We start from the raw sequence: 17,091 nt of genomic DNA, 5'->3' as shown, positions 1-17,091 counted from the left end.
AGGGAACGTATATGAATAAAAAAATGGTGCTGGACAGGATCCCCTGCCAGTTTTGTGAAGGCCCGTTCTGGGGAAATGGGAAAATGGGAGCGGTGCTGTATGTGCAGAACGGAAAGCTGTGTATCTCTGTGGATCACGTTGGATTATGGGAACTTAGGGAAACCCTTCCGGATATGCCGAAGGCGGATTTTCAGGAGATACTGGCCCACAAGAAGGAATTTATCGCGGGAGATCCCCGCTATGTGGAACGGACCGATATTTTCGGAGATAATATCGGAAGGACGAGACTGCCCTCCCTTGCCGTGGAATTGAGCCTGCCCGGCGAGATTGCCTCCTTCCTTGCGGAAACGGATATGCTGGAAGCCGGAACCGGGCTGCGCCTGGAAATGAAGGACGGGAAAGTATTCGAAGGGGAAATCTGGCTGGATTCCTGTGTCAATGTGCTGGGGATAGCGCTTTATGGAGAAGGGGCGGGAGAACTGGAAGTGAAAGCACTGGGATGGGATTTGGATTCCCCCCGCCTGAAGCCCCTTAAGGACTGGCATTACGAGCCCTGCATACAGACGGAAGAAAACGGGCTGGTCACTGTCAGGCAGCATTTCGGCGGCAGCCGGAGCGCTGTTTTGAGCGCGGGGAGAAGGGAAACGAAGTATTCCAGGAAAGCTCAGTATGCCATGGAAGCACAGCGTTCCAGGGAAGCGGAAGGCCTGTTTCTGGCAGTGAGCATTGAAACAGGGGATCAGGCGGAAGAAGCCGACATGGCGGCGGCCGGAGCAAAACTGGTGCAGGATTATCTGGATAACAGGGATTCCTATCTGGAGGCACATCGCTTCGACTGGAAAACCTTTTGGGACGGTTTCGCCGTGGAAGTACCCAATGAACGCCTTCAGGAAGCCTTTGAACAGGAGATGTACAAGCTTTACTGCAACGAAAGGGAGGATTCCTCTCCTGTGACGCTGCAGGGGGTATGGAACCCCAATAACCGGATGCCTGCCTGGTTCGGGGATCTGCATAATGATCTGAATGTGCAGTCCTGCTACTGGCCTGCCTATAAAACCGGAAATGTGAAGCTGGTTCGGCCGTATATTGATTATTACAGCAAAGCGGTGCCCCGGTTTATGGAAAGGGCGTATAAGCTGTTCGGCATAAAGGATGCCATCCACATCCCCACGATGATGGCCCCGGACGGCACAGGAGCCGCCTCCGAGTGGTGCTACTGGAACTCCCTTTTAGGGCCGGAATTATTTGTGGCGGTGGATTTTACATGGTTTTATGAGTACAGCCGGGAGGAGGACACTCTGAGGGATAAGATTTATCCGTTTATTGAAAAGGTGCTCCACCTGTATCAGGGGATTGCTATAGAAAAAGAAGACGGCTGTCTGCATATCCCATTTACCACTTCCCCCGAGGTGGACAGGGACGGGCATATGTTACTGGCGGATGATGCTACCTTTACCCTTTCCTGTCTCCATTACCTGTGCCGGAAAATGAACGGCTATGCCCAGAAGCTTCAGCTGGACGGCGCTTCATGGCTTGCGTGGAGCGACAGGCTGGTTCCTGTGAAGACGAATGAAAAAGGTCTGCCGGTCTATGCCGGAGTGGATGTATTTGCATCCCACCGCCATTTCTGCCATCTGTATCCGATTTATCCGCTGTGTGAAGAGGCGCATAACGAGCTTGCACAGCGTTCCCTGGATACGGCCATAAACCAGGGCTTCCTGGAATTTGCCGCATTTTCCTGTCCATACCTGGGCATCATGGCGGCGCGCTGCGGAAGGGGAAACATGTCCCGGACCATGCTGGAGCTGTACTGTATGGTATTCCGTTCCCGGAATTCCTTCACGGTAAACGGGGATCCTTATCAAAATGGAATCCTGCGTATTTCCGATACCAATGCAGGAGAAAGCTCCGATGCCTTCACTCTGGAATCCGGATTCTTCATCCCGACAGCCCTCTGTGAAATGTTCGTCCACCGGGCAAAGGATACCATCTGGGTGCAGATGGGAATGCCGGATGAATGGAAGGCCTGCAGCTGCCGGGAACTGGCTGTGGAAGGCGGACACAGGATCACGTCGGAAAGAGAAGACTATTCGATCCGCCGCATACTTCTGAAGGCGGGCTGTGAAGAAACGCTCACCCTGCGATGGAAAGATGACACTCCGGTGAAGAGGGTGATGAGAAACGGCACGGAAATGGAAGGCTGCGGACAAAAGTCCCTCACCCTGGAAGTATTGCCGGGAGAGGAATTTGTGATAGAATTTGAATAAGGAAACAGGGAGGATTCAGATGAAGGATTTGCATTTGATTTGTAATGCCCACATTGACCCGGTGTGGCTGTGGGACATGGAGGAAGGAATCTCAGCCGCCATTTCCACCTTTCGTATGGCAGCCGTATTCTGCGAGGAATATGACGGCCTTGTGTTCAACCATAATGAAGTGGTGGTTTACAAATGGATTGAGGAGATGGAACCGGAGCTTTTTACCCGGATTCAGGAGTTGGTAAGGAAAGGAAAGTGGCATATCATGGGCGGCTGGTATCTGCAGCCCGACTGCAATATGCCAGGCGGAGAGTCCTTTATCCGGCAGATGGAAACCGGAAGGGAATATTTCCGGGAAAAATTCGGGAAACAACCCACAACCGCCATTAATTTTGACCCCTTCGGACACAGCAGGGGGCTGGTACAGCTCATGGCAAAAGCCGGGTTTGACTCCTATCTTTTCTGCCGTCCGGGACAAGGGGACTGCCCCCTGCCAGCAGATGATTTCATCTGGGTGGGCTTTGACGGCTCCGAAATCATGGCCCACAGAGCGGATACATACGGAACCCTTATGGGAGAAGCCGGTAAAAAGGTGGAAGAGTGGATGGATGCCCAGAAACGGAAGCCTGAAGAAAAGCAGCCGCTGGCAGGCTGTATGCTCTGGGGTGTGGGAAACCACGGCGGCGGTCCGTCCCGGGTGGATCTGGAGGAACTGAAGGCGCTGAAGGAGCGCACCGGCGAATGGAATCTGATTCATTCCACGCCGGAGGCTTATTTTGCGCAAAGACGTGAAGCCGCGAAGGCGGCAGGCAGAGAGGAGCCGAGAGTGGAACGGGATTTGAATTCCTGGGCGGTAGGCTGCTATACCTCGCAAATCCGGATGAAGCAAAAGCACAGGGAGGCGGAAGGTACGCTTTCTGCCGTGGAAAAAATGCTGTCCCAGGCGGCCCTCAGAGGACTCCTTCCCTATCCGGAGAAGGAACTGAAGGAAGCCCAGGAAGCCCTGCTGTTTAGTGAATTCCACGATATCCTGCCGGGTTCTTCCATACAGTCTGTGGAGGAAGCGAGCCTTCAGATGCTGGATCACAGCCTGGAAATATTAAATTATTGGAAGCGCAGAGCATTTTTTGCCCTGCTTTCCGGAGAAAAGAAGGCGGAGGAAGGAGAATATCCGATTCTGATTTATAATCCTCATCCTTTTCCTGTGGAAGGCATTTTTTCCTGCGATTTCCAGCTTGCCAACCAGAACTGGAGCGAATCCTATTCCCTGCCTGTCATCAGCAGGGACGGACAGATTCTGGAAAGCCAGGTGGAGAAAGAAGCCTGCAACATGAATCTGGACTGGCGCAAAAGAGTATCCTTTCACGCGGTGTTGGAACCCTCCTGCATGAACCGCTTCTCGGCACGGATAACAATGGTGGATAAAAAGCCCGGAAATCCGGCCCATTTGGAGGAAGAGCATATAAAAGAAGCCTGCTGTTATTCTAACGACAGGATCCGTGTGAGGATCAATCCGGAAACAGGCCTTCTGGATTCTTACGAGGTGGACGGGGAGGAATATCTCCGGGAAGGATCTGGTGCCCTGGTGGTGATGAAGACGGATTGTGATCCATGGGGGATGAACAGGCACAGCTACCGGGAAGAACTGGGAAGATTCCGTCTGATGGGAAAAGAGGAAGGAAGCCGTTATTCCGGCACCTCCAATGAAAGGCACGGATCGGCGAGCTGCCTCATACCCAGCGTACGCATTGTGGAAGACGGGCCGGTAAAACGAGTGGTGGAAGCGGTCATGGAATACGGTCATTCCCAGGCATGCATCCGTTACATCCTTCCTGCAAGGGGGACGAAGCTCCGGGTGGAAATCCGTGTGAACTGGGCGGAAAAAGGCGCTTTCCTGAAATGGGAAATTCCTGCCGTTTTGAAGGAAGCGATACCGTTCGCAGAGACAGCTTATGGTGTGATGGAGCACAGAAGCGACGGGGAAGAAAAGGTATTCCACCGCTGGTGTGGCTTCTTTGACAAGAACAAAAAACGCGCCCTGACGGTGATTAACCAGGGGAACTATGGCGTGGACTTCATGGAAGGCGCTATGCGTATATCCCTCCTGCATTCCGCCGTATATTCCGCCCACCCAATCGGAGACAGGCCCCTGCTTGTCCAGGATCGTTTCCTCCCCTATATCGATCAGGGGGAAAGAAGCTTTGCCTTTGAAATCAATGGAGGAGACAGTGAGGAACGCCGGGAATTCGTAACCCGGGAAGCTGTAGTGTTCCAGGAAAAACCCATGGCGGTGCCGGCTTTCCCTTCCGGGGAAGGGGAAAAGGGAACCCCCGTGATTCTGGTGGATAATCCGGCGGTGGTTTTGGGCGCTTTCCGCAAAGGAACGGCAAATGACTGCTATCTGCTTCGTTTATATGAATCCTCAGGAAAAAAGCAGACAGCCATAGTAAGCCTTCCCGCCCTCGGGCTGGAGCTTCCCGTTGCCATGGGAGCCTGCGAGGTGAAGTCACTCCGTCTGGCGGCCGACGGCAGCAGGCTGGAGGAATGCGGTATCTTCGGAGAATAAAAATAAGGGAATCTGAAAGAATAAATGTAAAATAATTGAAAAACCCCTTGCCCTGGACTTCACTTCAGGTGATATGATTGATAAAAAGAGATACCTGAAAGGAGAAATGGGCATGGGAATGACGAAGAAAGCCAGAGAGTATCAGGAAAAAATGGGAACCGATATGCTTTCGGCGCTGCTTGAAACCGATCCGGAATTCGCGGAACGCTTTGCAGACTTTGCATATGACGAGGTGGTTAACCAGGATGATTTGGACGACGGCACCAGAATGATGGCTGTTCTTGCCGCGCTGCTGGGCTGTCAGGGGGCGGAAGCTTTCCGGGAAATGGTACCCGCTGCATTGAATATGGGCGTTACGCCTGTGCAGCTGAAGGAAATCGTTTATCAGGCCGTGGCTTATCTGGGAATCGGCCGGGTACTTCCCTTTCTGTCCATCGTTAATGAAATACTGAGTTCCGGAGGAATCCGCCTTCCCCTGGAAGGGCAGGCAGAAACCACAATGGATGACCGCCTGGAAAAAGGAAATCAGGTACAGGTGGATATATTCGGGGAGCATATGAAGGAATTCTGGAAAAACGGGCCGGAGGAATCCGCACATATCAACCGCTGGCTGGCCGATAACTGTTTTGGGGATTATTATACCCGGAACGGCCTGGATTACCGCCGGAGAGAAATGATCACCTTCTGTTTCCTGGCGGCCCAGGGCGGCTGTGAACCCCAGCTGACCAGCCATGCCGCGGCCAATATGAGAATCGGGAATGATAAGCAGTTCCTCATACAGGTGCTGTCCCAGTGCCTGCCCTATATCGGGTATCCCCGCAGCCTGAATGCGCTGCGCTGTGTGGATGAGGCGGCCAGGCAGAGATAGGGAGTATAAGAAAAAAGAGCATATTCCTCTTTTTCTGCTAACGTGTGGAAAAAATCCAATATGTGTTAAGACGACATCTTCATGAGAAAGCTGTCGTCTTTTTCTATAAAGAAAAAGATGAAGATTTCTTATAATGAAAGAAAAAGCAAAAGAAGGAGCAGGCGGGGATGGAATATTATGCGGAAGTAAAAGTAATGGGGGATGCATATGGCGGAGGCTTTTCCAATGGGCTGACCATGTGCGGGAGTCAGTCAGCGGCAGCTTTCCATAAAGTGGAGGACAGGGGGGAGGATGCTGTGTATGACGATGACAGACAGCATCGTATTGTGCTTCATAAAAAAACAGTTGGACAGGCTGTGGAAGTAAGTACGGAATTTATGAATGACAGCCCTGAATCGGTTACGCTGGAAATGCTGTCATCATTTGCCGTCAGGGGGATTGCTGCGGACAGAATACACAGGCTGCAGTCGTTTTGGAGTGCGGAAGGAAAATTGAGAACAGAAACCATAGAAGAGCTGCATCTGGAACCATCATGGAACCGCTGTGGGATGAGAGTGGAGAAATTCGGGAATGTTGGTTCCATGCCGGTGCGTAAATATTTCCCCTTTCTTGCTGCGGAAGACAGCAAAAGACAGGAATTCTTAGGCATTCAGCTATATTGCCCTTCATCCTGGCAGATTGAGCTGTTATGTAAAGAGGATGATACGCTTACCATAGCCGGCGGGATTGCGGACAGAGATTTTGGACACTGGACAAAAAAAGTAGGCCCCGGAGAAAGGTTCGAAACGCCAAAGGCTGTGATTGCCCGGGGAAAAACATTATATGAAGTATGCGATAAGCTCGTTAAGGCCCAGAAACCGGCGATTTCAGAAACAGATAAAAAAATGGGGATCATTTTTAATGAGTATTGTACCACATGGGGAAATCCGAGTTACGATAACATAAAAAAGATATGTGATAAGCTGAAAGGAAAAGGTATCCAATATCTTGTCATTGACGCAGGCTGGTATGGAAAAGGCCAGGGCTGGTGGAACAGTATGGGAGACTGGAGTGTGAATGAGGACAAATTTCCCGGAGGCTTGAAAAAAATTGCGGATTATATACGTTCCTGCGGGATGATTCCCGGGCTATGGTTTGAATTGGAGTCCGTAGGCACCAATTCCGAGCATTATCAGGATAAGGAGCATTTGCTTCTAAAGGACGGAGTACCGTTAACTGTAGGGGAACGCCGCTTTTGGGATATGGAAGATGAATGGGTGATCAGCTATCTCGGAGAGAAGGTTATTAAGCTGCTGAAGGAATGCGGGTTCGGTTATCTGAAGGTGGATTATAATGATACCATTGGCATGGGATGCGACGGGCCGGAGAGCCTGGGAGAAAATCTTCGGAAAAAGGTACAGGCAACACAAGGATTTTTCAGGAAGATAAAAGCGGAGATACCGGAGATCGTTATAGAAAACTGTTCCAGCGGAGGCCACAGGTTAGAGCCTTCCATGATGGAGCTGGTATCCCAGGCAAGCTTTTCCGATGCCCATGAAACGTTGGCGATTCCTCTTATCGCGGCCAATATGCATCGGGTGATACGTCCCGAACAAAGCCAGATATGGGCGGTTTTACATGCCGGGGACAGCGACAGCAGAATTTTTTATTCCATTGCCAGCACTTTCCTGGGAAGAATGTGCCTGAGCGGTGATATTTATGACTTATCGGAGGCACAGTGGAGTCTTGTGGAGCAGGGAATGCAGTTTTATGAAATGGCTTCGGATATTATCCGCAGTGGCATCACTGTAAGGTGTGAATATAGTACCGCACAGTACAATCATCCCACGGGTTCGCAATTGGTTATCAGGCAGCTGGGCAGCCGCTGTCTGGTAGTTCTGCACCGTTTTGAAAACTCGGAGGCTGCGGACCTGGAGTTCCTCAGGAACGGCAGAATAATCGCGGAGTATGGAAGCGCTGAGGAGGATTTTAGCGCAAAGGCTTGGATTTACGAAATGGACAATTGATTATCCTCTTTTTTAAGTTTTCTGAAATTCCTTCTTGACTCTCTCACTATGGTATACTCTATACTACAAATGAGCTCAGGGAACACAAAACCACATGCATGTGAGGGAAACGAAATGTTAAAAATAGGTGATTTTTCAAAACTGTCAAGAATCAGTATTCGTATGCTTCGCCATTATGATGAACATGGCCTGCTGACACCGGCTTCGATCGATCCCATGACGGGATACCGCTATTACGGTGAAGATCAGCTGATGGAAGCGGAGCGGATCCAGGCCCTGAAGGGTATGGGCTTTGCCCTTTCCGTTATCCGTGAAATCCTTGAAAAATATGAGGAACCGGAGGAAATGGAACGCTTCCTTCTGATAAAAAAGAAGGAACTGGAAGAGGAGTCTCTGGAAACGCAGCAAAGGATACGTCTTCTTGAAAACACCCTTCGTTGGTTGAGAAAGGACGGAAAACTTATGAATTATGATGTAGTATTAAAAACCCTGCCGGAAAGATATGTGGCAAGTCTGAGGAAGATTATCCCCGCTTACAATCAGGAAAGTATACTGTGGCAGCAGCTGAATGAGGAGATGGCGCCTCAAAATGTGAAGCCCGCCGCTCCCTGCTACGGCATGGCAATCTTCCATGATGAAGGCTATAAAGAAAGTGATGTGGATGTGGAAATCCAGATAGCGGTTACAGGTACCTATAAGGATACCGCAAACGTAAAATTCAAGAAAGTGGAGCCGGTTCAGATCGCATCCGCAACCTATCAGGGCAGCTATGACCAGATAACAAAGGTAAACGAGGCGGTAGCGGCATGGATCAATGATAACGGTTATGAATTTGACGGAGCGTCCTTCTGTATTTATCACGTGAGTCCCGCACAGGCATCCAGCCAGGAAGACCTTGTGACAGAAGTCTGCTATCCGGTGAAAAAAAGAGGTTAACACTGCCCGGCAAATGAAACAGATACAGGCCCATAACCACAGACGGCCGCACTGCATGGAATAAGCAGTGCGGCCTGCAATTATTCCGGTGTAACAGAAGGCAGTGTCCCCAGATTATTGCTTTCCGTATCATCCGGAAGAGATTTCAGATATTCCGTATCCTTCCGATGGGCGATTCCCACCCCTTTGATTTCTCCATCCTTTGCCAGAGCCACGCCGTCTTCCTTAGACACCGTAGAACCATCAGATAACTGATAACCGGTAATCCGTCCGCTGCTCTTCACAAGCCCCACAATATCCTTGGCGTCATCCTTAGGTGTGGGAATACTATCCAAAGCGATTCTGGCCAATGCAGAATCAGGTATATCATTTCTGTCCATAATCTTAAGTATCCTTTCCTTTATTATTTCCTGTAATATTATTCACCGCAAAGTATTTTTCCTTTTTTGCCGGGCTTCGAACCGCATTTCCTGCGGTAACCGCCGTCCGACATAAAATAGTATCCAACATAGGCTAAAAAGTTATTCAGATAACTGACGAAATGTGTTATCATAATGTTTTCAGAAGAAAAAATGCCGTTAAGGCGGAAAGAGGGAGAGCTGATATGACAAGTGAGTTTGGGATGGCGGTTCATGCGCTGACCTTTTTAAACCATAAGGGGGAAATTGTTTCCAGTGAAGCGCTGGCAAAAAATATCTGCACCAATCCGGCGCGGGTCCGCAAGGTCATGGCGAAGCTGAAGAAAGCCGGACTGGTTGATACGAAGGAAGGGCTGGAAGGCGGTTATCTTTTTTCAAAGGATGCACAGAAGGTAGATCTTTCCATGGTGGCGGATGCGCTGGAGACCAGATTTGTTTCCACCTCCTGGAAAAGCGGAAATCCGGATATGGATTGTCTGGTGGCATCCGGAATGGCGGGCCTGCTGGACGGGATTTATGATGATCTGGATTCTTTATGCTATAAAAGGCTGAAGGGGATCACCATAGAAGATATTAATGAAAAGATTTTCGGGCCGGATAAGAGCTGACCGGCTGCAGGAATAAGGAGGGAAGGGAATGCGCGTTTCTAGGGCATCGGAGGAAAGAAGGCAGGAGATATTGGACGCGGCGATGCAGGTGTTTTATTTAAAGGGCTATGAAAAGGCGACTATCAGGGATATCGCGCTGGACATAGGAGTTGCGCAGGGGTTGATATACAGATATTTTAAATCTAAGGAAGCATTATTTGCGGCGGCGCTGGATAATTATGCAGAGCGGCTGGCCGGGGAAATGGGGCAGGAAATCAGAAATGATGAGACCGCGCTCCGGGATAAAATATTGAATACACCGTCTTTCTATCACATTGAAGATGATGACAGCTATTATTATAAGATGCTGAACGGTCCGGACAGCAAGGGAATTTACCAGCAGCTTTCCCTGAAGGTGGCGGAAAGGCTTGTTCCCATTGTGAGGGACGCCATTGCAGGTGATCTTGATAAGGGCAGGCTGACCTGTGTGGAGGATCCGGAAACAGTGGCGGCTTTTTGTGTATACGGACAGCTGGGAGTTCTTTTCCGGGAGGATCTGAGCGGAAACCAGAAGGTGGATCGGATCAGGAAATTTGTATCAAATCAGATATATTAAAATGATTTGCCGGCGGAAGGATCCAAAAGGCATCTTACATATGCATGTCTTTATGAATATAAAAGATATTTGGAGGTTTTTATGAGTGACGGACAACATAAAAACGGGAATTTTACATCGACGATAGGTTTCGTGATCGCCTGTGTCGGTTCGGCGGTAGGGCTGGGAAATATATGGATGTTCCCTTATCGTCTGGGACAATACGGGGGAGCTGCTTTTCTGATACCGTATCTTCTCTTTATTTTCCTGTTTGGCTGGGTGGGGCTGTCTGCTGAATTTGCCATCGGGAGGAAAGCCCGGACGGGAACGATAGGCTCCTATGGTTACTGTTTCGCGGAGAGAAAAAAAGAAAAGCTGGGGAAAGCACTGGGCTGGTTTCCCCTGTTGGGATCCCTGGGGATCGCCATCGGTTATTCCATCGTTTTAGGCTGGGTGCTCCGTTCCCTGGCGGGCGCCGTTACGGGAAGCCTGTTTGAAAAGGACGCGGCGGCTTATTTTGCGGAGGCTGCCGGGGCTTTCGGAAGCGTTCCCTGGCATTTGATTATTGTGGCGGCGGTAACGCTTGTCCTGCTTACAGGGGTGACAAAAGGGATTGAAAAGGTGAGCAAGGTAATGATGCCCCTGTTTTTTCTTTTGTTTATAATACTTGCGGTAAGGGTGGCCTTTCTTCCCGGCGCTTCAGAGGGCTATGAATTTCTGTTTGTGCCGAAATGGGAAGCGCTGCTGCGGGTGGATACCTGGGTGATGGCCATGGGACAGGCTTTTTTCTCACTGTCGATTACCGGTTCCGGCATGATTGTATACGGTGCATATCTGGATAACAAGGTGGATATACCCGGCGCTTCCATCCGGACAGCCCTGTTTGATACGCTGGCGGCCCTGCTTTCCGGACTTGCCATCATGCCCGCGGTATTTGCTTTCGGTATCGATGCGGGCAGCGGCCCGTCGCTGATTTTTATCACGCTTCCCGGAGTGTTCAGCCAGATGCCCATGGGAAGGCTTTTTGCTGTCTTCTTTTTTCTGTCGGTAACCTTTGCCGGTATCACCTCTCTTATCAATATGTTTGAGGCTGTGATTGAGAGCTGGCAGACACAGTTTGCCATTTCGCGCACCATGTCGGCGCTGCTCGTAGGAGGAATCACCTTCCTGGCAGGCGTGTTCCTGGAGGAGGAAAGCCGGACCGGGAAATGGCTGGATGCGGTTTCTATCGGCATTGTGCCATTGGGAGCGGTTCTGGGAGCCGTATCCATCTACTATGTCCTTGGCTATCCGCGGATCCGGGAGGAACTGGAGAAGGGGCACAAAGGCAGGCTTTCCGCCGCATTTGGCTTTGCCGCGAAATATATTTACGTGCCGCTGACCATCCTGGTTCTGATTCTTGGATATGTATATAACGGAATCGGATAAGGAAGAGGGCATGGCTGAGCGGTAACTCAAAAATCGTAATTAAGGGGAGGGGATTGCCGTGAAGATTACTATATTAACAGAAAATACGGTGAGCAGAAGAGGGCTTCTGGCGGAGCATGGGCTTTCTGTCCTGATAGAAGCCGGGAACAGGCGGATATTATTTGATACCGGACAGAGCGGTGTTTATCTGCATAATGCCCAAAAGCTGGGGATCAGCCTGGAAGGCCTTGACGGGATCGTTCTCAGCCACGGCCACTATGATCATACGGGAGGCCTTCCGGAATTCCCTGCCGCGGCGGACTGCCCGGTATTCCTGAGTGAAAAGGCGCTGGAGGATAAATGGTGCCTGGAAAAGAACGGCGGCCCGGCACGCTGTATCGGCATACCCTGGAGGGAAGAAAGAGGAGACGGCCAGATACCCGGAAGGCTTACCTTTACGGCGGAAAAGGAAGAAATTTTTCCTGATATTTATGTGCTCGGCGGGATAACCTCCACCGTTTTGGAAGAAGCCGCGCGGGACAATCTGTTCCGCATCCGCAGGGACGGGCAGTTCATACCCGACCGGATGGAGGATGAGCAGCTTTTGATCCTGCGTACGGCACGCGGTCTGGCTGTTTTTGCAGGCTGTGCCCATGCGGGGATCTTAAGCTGCCTGGAGAAGGTAAGGACATCCTTTCCCGGAGAAAAATGCTTTTTCCTTTTGGCAGGTATGCATCTGCGCGGCTGCGGGGAAGAGCAGGTGAATGCTGTCATTAATGGCCTGAAGCAATATGGTTTTTCCATTCTGATTCCCCTGCACTGCACGGGAACCCTGGCGACAGCCCGGATGAGGATGGCCTTCGGCAAAAGCTGCCTCATGGCGGAAGCCGGAAAAAGCTTTCTCATCCCGGAAGAAGAGACAGAAAACCGGCCCCGAGGATGAGAAGGAAACCGGCCCCGGTGCACAGGGCAATATGATTCATATCCAGACTGAAGTCGATGCCTGACTTCAGTCTTTTTATTTTACTCAGAATCTTTTTGTAAAAAAGGATGGCGAGCAGGAAGCTTCCCGCCCAGATCAGGGATTTCACCAGATAGCCGGAAAGCCCAACGGAAAAGTCCATTTGGAAAAACAGGGATAAAAAGGGACCTGCAAACAGGCCGGTAGCCAGGCAAAGCAGGCTTAACAAAGCGAGCACGAACGTGGAGAAGAAATTACGGGTATAGGTAAGCTCCTTCTTTTCCCCAAAAAGCATATTCCCAAACTTCACAAAGGACAGAATCGTGCCGAAATTGATGATCAGAAAACAGAAATCCACGACGGAGTTATCTGTTTTGGACAGCATATATTTGGAGATGCTGCCGTTGAAAAAAGGTGCTCCGGTAATTCCCAGGATACCCGCAAGGACGGCCATACCGGCAGCAGGCATGCTTTTCATGACACCGCGGATTTTATATACGTTCCGGGTGCCGTAAGCGGTGATGAGAAGCCCGGCAGCCAGGAAAAGCAGGGATTTGAATAATGCATGGTTGATGATATGCAGCATGGCGCCGAAGCGGGATACCGGATTGGAGGTGGAAAGCCCCGCAATGATCAGGCCCACCTGGGAGATGGTGTGGTAGGCCAGAATCAGCTTGATATCGCACTGACAGACCGCCATGACGATACCCGCCAGCGCGGTGACGACCCCTGCCCAGAAGAAAAAGACATCCATATCGAAGACCGGTGAAAAAACAGCCTGCAGACGGATAAACAGGTAAACACCGCTTTTGATATAGAGGCCGGAAAGAATGGCCGATACGGCAGTGGGGGCTCCGGGAGTCCCATGGGCGGCGGGAAGCCAGAAATGCATAGGGAACAGCGCGCACTTCATGCAGACTCCCGTAATAAGGAACACATAGGCCAGAAGCAGCTCCTGCGGCGTCCGGTAAGCCGCCGCTGCTGCGAGCCCGTCAAAATCCAGCACCCCGCACTGTCTGTAGACAAGCCCTATTCCCAGCAGGAAAAAGAGCATGCCCGTAATGTTGGTCAGCAGATAAATCAGGCCGTCATAAATGGAACGGCTCTCCCTTTTGAACATGATCAGGACACCGCAGCAGATGGCGGATACCTCGATGGCAACATAAATGTTAAAAAGATCCCGGGAAAGAAAGATGAGCATGATTAAGCCTTCCAGTACGGTAAACAGAAAGGAATACAGCTTATTCACCCGAACAGGAAGATTGGTATACAAAAAGACGCATAAAAACAGAAACCCCACGAGCATGAGAAAAACGGAGGCCGTCAGATCACAATACAGGGAAATCCCCAGAAAATCAGAACTGCCTCCCGTGGTGACGATTTCCCCGCCGAAGCGTACGCGGTAAAACAGATGGACGGTAACTCCGAATACCGCAAGATAAAGAAAGGATCCGAGCCAGGTAGTAACCTTACCCGGCAGCAGATACAGCAGCAGGGAAGTAAAAATAGGAAGTATGATCAGAAAATACAGTTCCATATGCTATAGTTCCCTTTCCTTCCTGCGTATTTCATGAGCGGTTTTCCAGTTGGTGGTGCCGTAGCGGTGATACAGGGCAATGAACATCATCAGGCCCACTGCGGTAACGGCGGCCCCGATTACAATAGCCGTGATCATCAGCGCCTGGGGAACCGGATCGGCCGCCGGCGCTGCCGACTCACCGATAGGCGGACGCATGCCTGCCTCAAAGCGGATACCGAGGAAAAAGAGGATAACGGAAATATCCATAATTCCCAGGGAAAGAATGGTTTTAATGATATTCCTCCGGGCGATCAGGCCGTAAAACCCGATGAGAAAAAGAAGAAGCCCGGTAATTTCCACATAGTTCCATGTCATTGCATGTCACCTCCCGATAAAAAGGAAAGATAGATGAGCCACAGACCTGAACAGACCTTCAGCCCTATCAAAACATTCATCAGCGTCAGATAAAAGCGGTGCCCGCCGGTATTCCAGCCCCCGGAAAACAGAAAGAAGGCCATGGATGCCGCTAGCAGAAGCACATAAAGCAGTTTTTCCATTTTTTCCGCCTTTTCCCTGGAGAGCAGCAAACGCCCGGCGGCAAAATGAGCGTTAATCAGCAGCGCGGCAAGCACTGCGCCTCCCTGGAAGCCCCCTCCCGGACCGTCCATTCCGGTCACAATGATATAGACGCCCAACAGGCCCATGAGGAAATAAACAGGTCCGAGACTTCCGGCCATGATGGCGGAAGCCTTTCGCCCATCCCCGTCCGGCATATGGTTGGCGCTTGTAAACTGCCTTTCCGTTAGTGCAAGGCTGGAAAACTGCGTCACCCCGATAACCGAGACAAGAAGCAGCAGCGCTTCCAGCAGCGTATCGAAAAGGCGGTAATTTAAATAAATGGAAGTGACCAGGTTTTTTGCCCCGGTTTCTATCTGCCCCCGCTCCATGACAGCTTCCGCAACGCGTGCGGGGCCGGGAGATCCCAGCAGGCTGTAGCCCGTGAATAAAAAGGCTCCCATAAACACGATAAAAATAAAAGCATGAATCCGATGCTTCATATAGATTTCCCCTTATAAGCGGCGATACGCGTAGGAGCCGTATCCACAATACGCACCTCCCCGTCAAGCCCGGCCTTTATGAGCTGTTCCCGTATACGTCCCAGGTACTGGCTGTCCGCCTCTCCATACAGATAAATGCCGTCCTTCCTCTTCTCTGCGACAAGATCCGTATCCGGCCGTTCCAGAAGCGTCCGGGCATTTCCGCGGGATTCGATGAGATGCGCTTCCAGATCATGATCCTTCAGGGAGCGTGATATCACTTCCAGGACCTTGCTGAAAAGAGGATCCTTCCGGGTATCTCCCGGCAGACAGCGGATGGTGAATATCCGGTATTTTTTCAGTGTGGCCAGATAGATAACGGTGGTGAGGGCGCTTCCTATAATCGCTTCCGCAAGAGCCACGTCAGGGGCTCCCAGCAGTAGATAACCGAAGGCGATACAGGCCGAAAGCGCGGCGGAATAAACGACGGCGGTAAAAAGCCGGTCAGTGACAACCACCAGGATCCCGAGTCCCAGAAGAAGGAGAAGGACCGCCCCGAGGAGCGTTTCATTCATCATGCTCCATACCTCCTTCCCGGTGTCCGGACAGATAGGCGGCCCTGCCCAGCTTGTGGGCGGACAGCGGCGCAGTCAGGATAACGATTCCCATGAGCAGAATAACCTTAAAGGAAAAGGAGCCCAGGCCCTGGCGGACAGCCACACCCGCCAGGAGAACCAGAAGCCCTACGGTATCAATGAGAGAAGACAGAAGCAGACGTCTGTAGAAGCCCGGATTTTTCAGAAGCCCCGCTATACCGCAGAGCATGATAAAAAGTCCGGCACCCATGAGGATTTCCCCGATCACTTTCATAAATTCCCCTTTCTGCGCAGATAAACGGAAAAAAACTGCACATCCATAAAGCCCAGCAGGGCAAAAACGAGCGCCACATCAAGATACATCTCTTCCCCTGCATAGACGGCATATAACACAATTTCGGCGGCAATGAGCGTGGATATCAGGCTGACATAAAGAATGCGTTCAAAGCCCGTGCGGCTGCGCAGCAGCAGGATAAAAGCCAGTATAAGCGCCGACAGAAGGAACACTATGGAAAAAAGGATCATGTTTTTCCTCCTTTTCCGGAGAGCCGCTCCTCAAAACAGCGGGAATGATCCCCGCCGTCATCATTCATACACAGAATGGTATATTCCGAAGCGGATTCCTCCAGGGTTATGGTGCCGGGAGTGAGAGTGATACAGTCGGAAACGATGATCCGCTGCCTGTCACCGACACATGCGGGTTCCTTACGGACCGAAGCCTGCAGGGGACGCGAGGAAAGAATCCAGCGAAGCATAGTAAGGGAAGAAAGAAAAATCCGGGATGCCGTATAGGCACAATAAGGAAAGAAAGGTATCCGTGCAGCATCGGTATCCTGACGGTAAAACGGAAAAAGAAAAAGGCAGAGTACAAACCCCAAAGCAGCGCCGAAGAGGAATCCTGTAAGGGACAAACGCCCCAGCAGGACAGAGAACAGCATACCGCCCATGAGCATATGGACTGACAGACGCAGAGCATATTTCATATAGAATTCTCCTGTATTATTTCAAGCCGCGCCCGGTATTGCCCGGCCGCTGTCCTTATATTACTAAAAACAGTATAACAAAATATGCTGTTTCAGGCAATAAGCTAAATCTACACTGTTATAGACAATAAGTTAAATTTACCTCTTGACATAATTTGTAATTTGCTATAAGTTAGATATTAACAGAAAAAGCAAACCTGTGAGAAAGAGTAGTAAGCATCAGGAAATATTTCAGAGAGCCGCAGCTGGTGGAAATGCGGTATAGGAACTCATGCTGAATGGACTTTTGAGGCCGGCCTGAATGAAGTAGGCGTCGGCGGGAATCCGGGCCCGTTATCAATCCGGCGTGCATA

General features: G+C 50.8%; 17 protein-coding genes and 1 other annotated feature (1 of these 18 only partly in view). Of the genes, 9 read left to right on the top strand and 8 right to left on the bottom strand.

What is annotated here, in order from left to right; genetic code table 11:
• The first annotated feature begins 11 nt into the window (after window positions 1–11).
• From BLA28_RS24945 to BLA28_RS24925, 5 genes are all read left to right on the top strand, one after another.
• A complete protein-coding gene (locus tag BLA28_RS24945; RefSeq protein WP_071699619.1) occupies window positions 12–2,267 on the top strand; it encodes a glycosyl hydrolase family 95 catalytic domain-containing protein in 2,256 nt (751 codons plus the stop codon).
• Window positions 2,268–2,286: 19 nt separating this feature from the next.
• Complete coding sequence (locus BLA28_RS24940) at window positions 2,287–4,824, top strand: glycoside hydrolase family 38 N-terminal domain-containing protein (RefSeq protein ID WP_071699633.1); 2,538 nt, start codon at window positions 2,287–2,289, stop codon at window positions 4,822–4,824.
• Between the two features lie 112 nt (window positions 4,825–4,936).
• Window positions 4,937–5,692, top strand: coding sequence for a carboxymuconolactone decarboxylase family protein (locus BLA28_RS24935; RefSeq protein WP_071699632.1), 756 nt, complete (start codon window positions 4,937–4,939; stop codon window positions 5,690–5,692).
• 167 nt (window positions 5,693–5,859) lie between these two features.
• Window positions 5,860–7,698: a glycoside hydrolase family 36 protein gene (locus tag BLA28_RS24930; protein ID WP_071699618.1), complete on the top strand. Its 1,839-nt coding sequence runs from the start codon at window positions 5,860–5,862 to the stop codon at window positions 7,696–7,698.
• 114 nt (window positions 7,699–7,812) lie between these two features.
• A complete protein-coding gene (locus BLA28_RS24925) occupies window positions 7,813–8,634 on the top strand; it encodes a MerR family transcriptional regulator (RefSeq protein WP_069154525.1) in 822 nt (273 codons plus the stop codon).
• Between the two features lie 80 nt (window positions 8,635–8,714).
• Here the strand turns inward: BLA28_RS24925 and BLA28_RS24920 are convergent, their stop codons facing one another.
• Window positions 8,715–9,014 (bottom strand): DUF3892 domain-containing protein, encoded by a 300-nt coding sequence (locus BLA28_RS24920; protein ID WP_016359822.1) that lies wholly within the window; start codon window positions 9,012–9,014, stop codon window positions 8,715–8,717.
• A gap of 224 nt (window positions 9,015–9,238) precedes the next feature.
• Between BLA28_RS24920 and BLA28_RS24915 the strand changes: the two genes are divergently transcribed.
• The 4 genes from BLA28_RS24915 to BLA28_RS24900 all read left to right on the top strand — a co-directional run bounded on the left by BLA28_RS24915 (window position 9,239) and on the right by BLA28_RS24900 (window position 12,585).
• Window positions 9,239–9,661, top strand: a complete 423-nt coding sequence (locus tag BLA28_RS24915) for an RrF2 family transcriptional regulator (RefSeq protein ID WP_069154524.1) — start codon at window positions 9,239–9,241, stop codon at window positions 9,659–9,661.
• Between the two features lie 28 nt (window positions 9,662–9,689).
• The gene (locus tag BLA28_RS24910; RefSeq protein WP_044971657.1) at window positions 9,690–10,256 is read left to right on the top strand and encodes a TetR/AcrR family transcriptional regulator; all 567 of its coding nucleotides are present in this window, start codon (window positions 9,690–9,692) and stop codon (window positions 10,254–10,256) included.
• Window positions 10,257–10,337: 81 nt separating this feature from the next.
• A complete protein-coding gene (locus BLA28_RS24905) occupies window positions 10,338–11,663 on the top strand; it encodes a sodium-dependent transporter (protein WP_069154823.1) in 1,326 nt (441 codons plus the stop codon).
• 58 nt (window positions 11,664–11,721) lie between these two features.
• Entirely contained in the window at window positions 11,722–12,585 is an 864-nt protein-coding gene (locus BLA28_RS24900; RefSeq protein WP_071699617.1) for an MBL fold metallo-hydrolase, read from the top strand.
• On the opposite strand, the gene BLA28_RS24895 is transcribed toward BLA28_RS24900, so the two are convergent.
• From BLA28_RS24895 to BLA28_RS24865, 7 genes are read right to left on the bottom strand one after another with little or no spacing between them, the layout of a single operon-like run.
• Window positions 12,545–14,140 (bottom strand): complex I subunit 5 family protein, encoded by a 1,596-nt coding sequence (locus BLA28_RS24895; protein WP_071699616.1) that lies wholly within the window; start codon window positions 14,138–14,140, stop codon window positions 12,545–12,547. The genes BLA28_RS24900 and BLA28_RS24895 overlap by 41 nt on opposite strands.
• A gap of 3 nt (window positions 14,141–14,143) precedes the next feature.
• A complete protein-coding gene (locus tag BLA28_RS24890; RefSeq protein ID WP_009250246.1) occupies window positions 14,144–14,497 on the bottom strand; it encodes a sodium:proton antiporter in 354 nt (117 codons plus the stop codon).
• The gene (locus BLA28_RS24885; RefSeq protein ID WP_071699615.1) at window positions 14,494–15,180 is read right to left on the bottom strand and encodes an MnhB domain-containing protein; all 687 of its coding nucleotides are present in this window, start codon (window positions 15,178–15,180) and stop codon (window positions 14,494–14,496) included. Before BLA28_RS24885 ends, BLA28_RS24890 begins: the two co-directional genes overlap by 4 nt.
• A complete protein-coding gene (locus tag BLA28_RS24880) occupies window positions 15,177–15,737 on the bottom strand; it encodes a Na(+)/H(+) antiporter subunit B (protein WP_050018913.1) in 561 nt (186 codons plus the stop codon). The genes BLA28_RS24885 and BLA28_RS24880 overlap by 4 nt, the downstream gene beginning before the upstream one ends.
• The gene (locus BLA28_RS24875; protein ID WP_009250243.1) at window positions 15,727–16,029 is read right to left on the bottom strand and encodes a cation:proton antiporter; all 303 of its coding nucleotides are present in this window, start codon (window positions 16,027–16,029) and stop codon (window positions 15,727–15,729) included. Before BLA28_RS24875 ends, BLA28_RS24880 begins: the two co-directional genes overlap by 11 nt.
• The gene (locus BLA28_RS24870) at window positions 16,026–16,280 is read right to left on the bottom strand and encodes a monovalent cation/H+ antiporter complex subunit F (RefSeq protein ID WP_044971654.1); all 255 of its coding nucleotides are present in this window, start codon (window positions 16,278–16,280) and stop codon (window positions 16,026–16,028) included. Before BLA28_RS24870 ends, BLA28_RS24875 begins: the two co-directional genes overlap by 4 nt.
• Entirely contained in the window at window positions 16,277–16,738 is a 462-nt protein-coding gene (locus tag BLA28_RS24865; RefSeq protein ID WP_069409900.1) for a Na+/H+ antiporter subunit E, read from the bottom strand. Before BLA28_RS24865 ends, BLA28_RS24870 begins: the two co-directional genes overlap by 4 nt.
• A gap of 190 nt (window positions 16,739–16,928) precedes the next feature.
• Window positions 16,929–17,091, top strand: a binding site (T-box leader) (it continues 109 nt past the right edge of the window).

Origin of the sequence: Eisenbergiella tayi, from assembly GCF_001881565.1 — a bacterium.
GTDB lineage: Bacteria > Bacillota > Clostridia > Lachnospirales > Lachnospiraceae > Eisenbergiella > Eisenbergiella tayi.
This window is presented reverse-complemented; position numbering and strand designations above follow the sequence as displayed.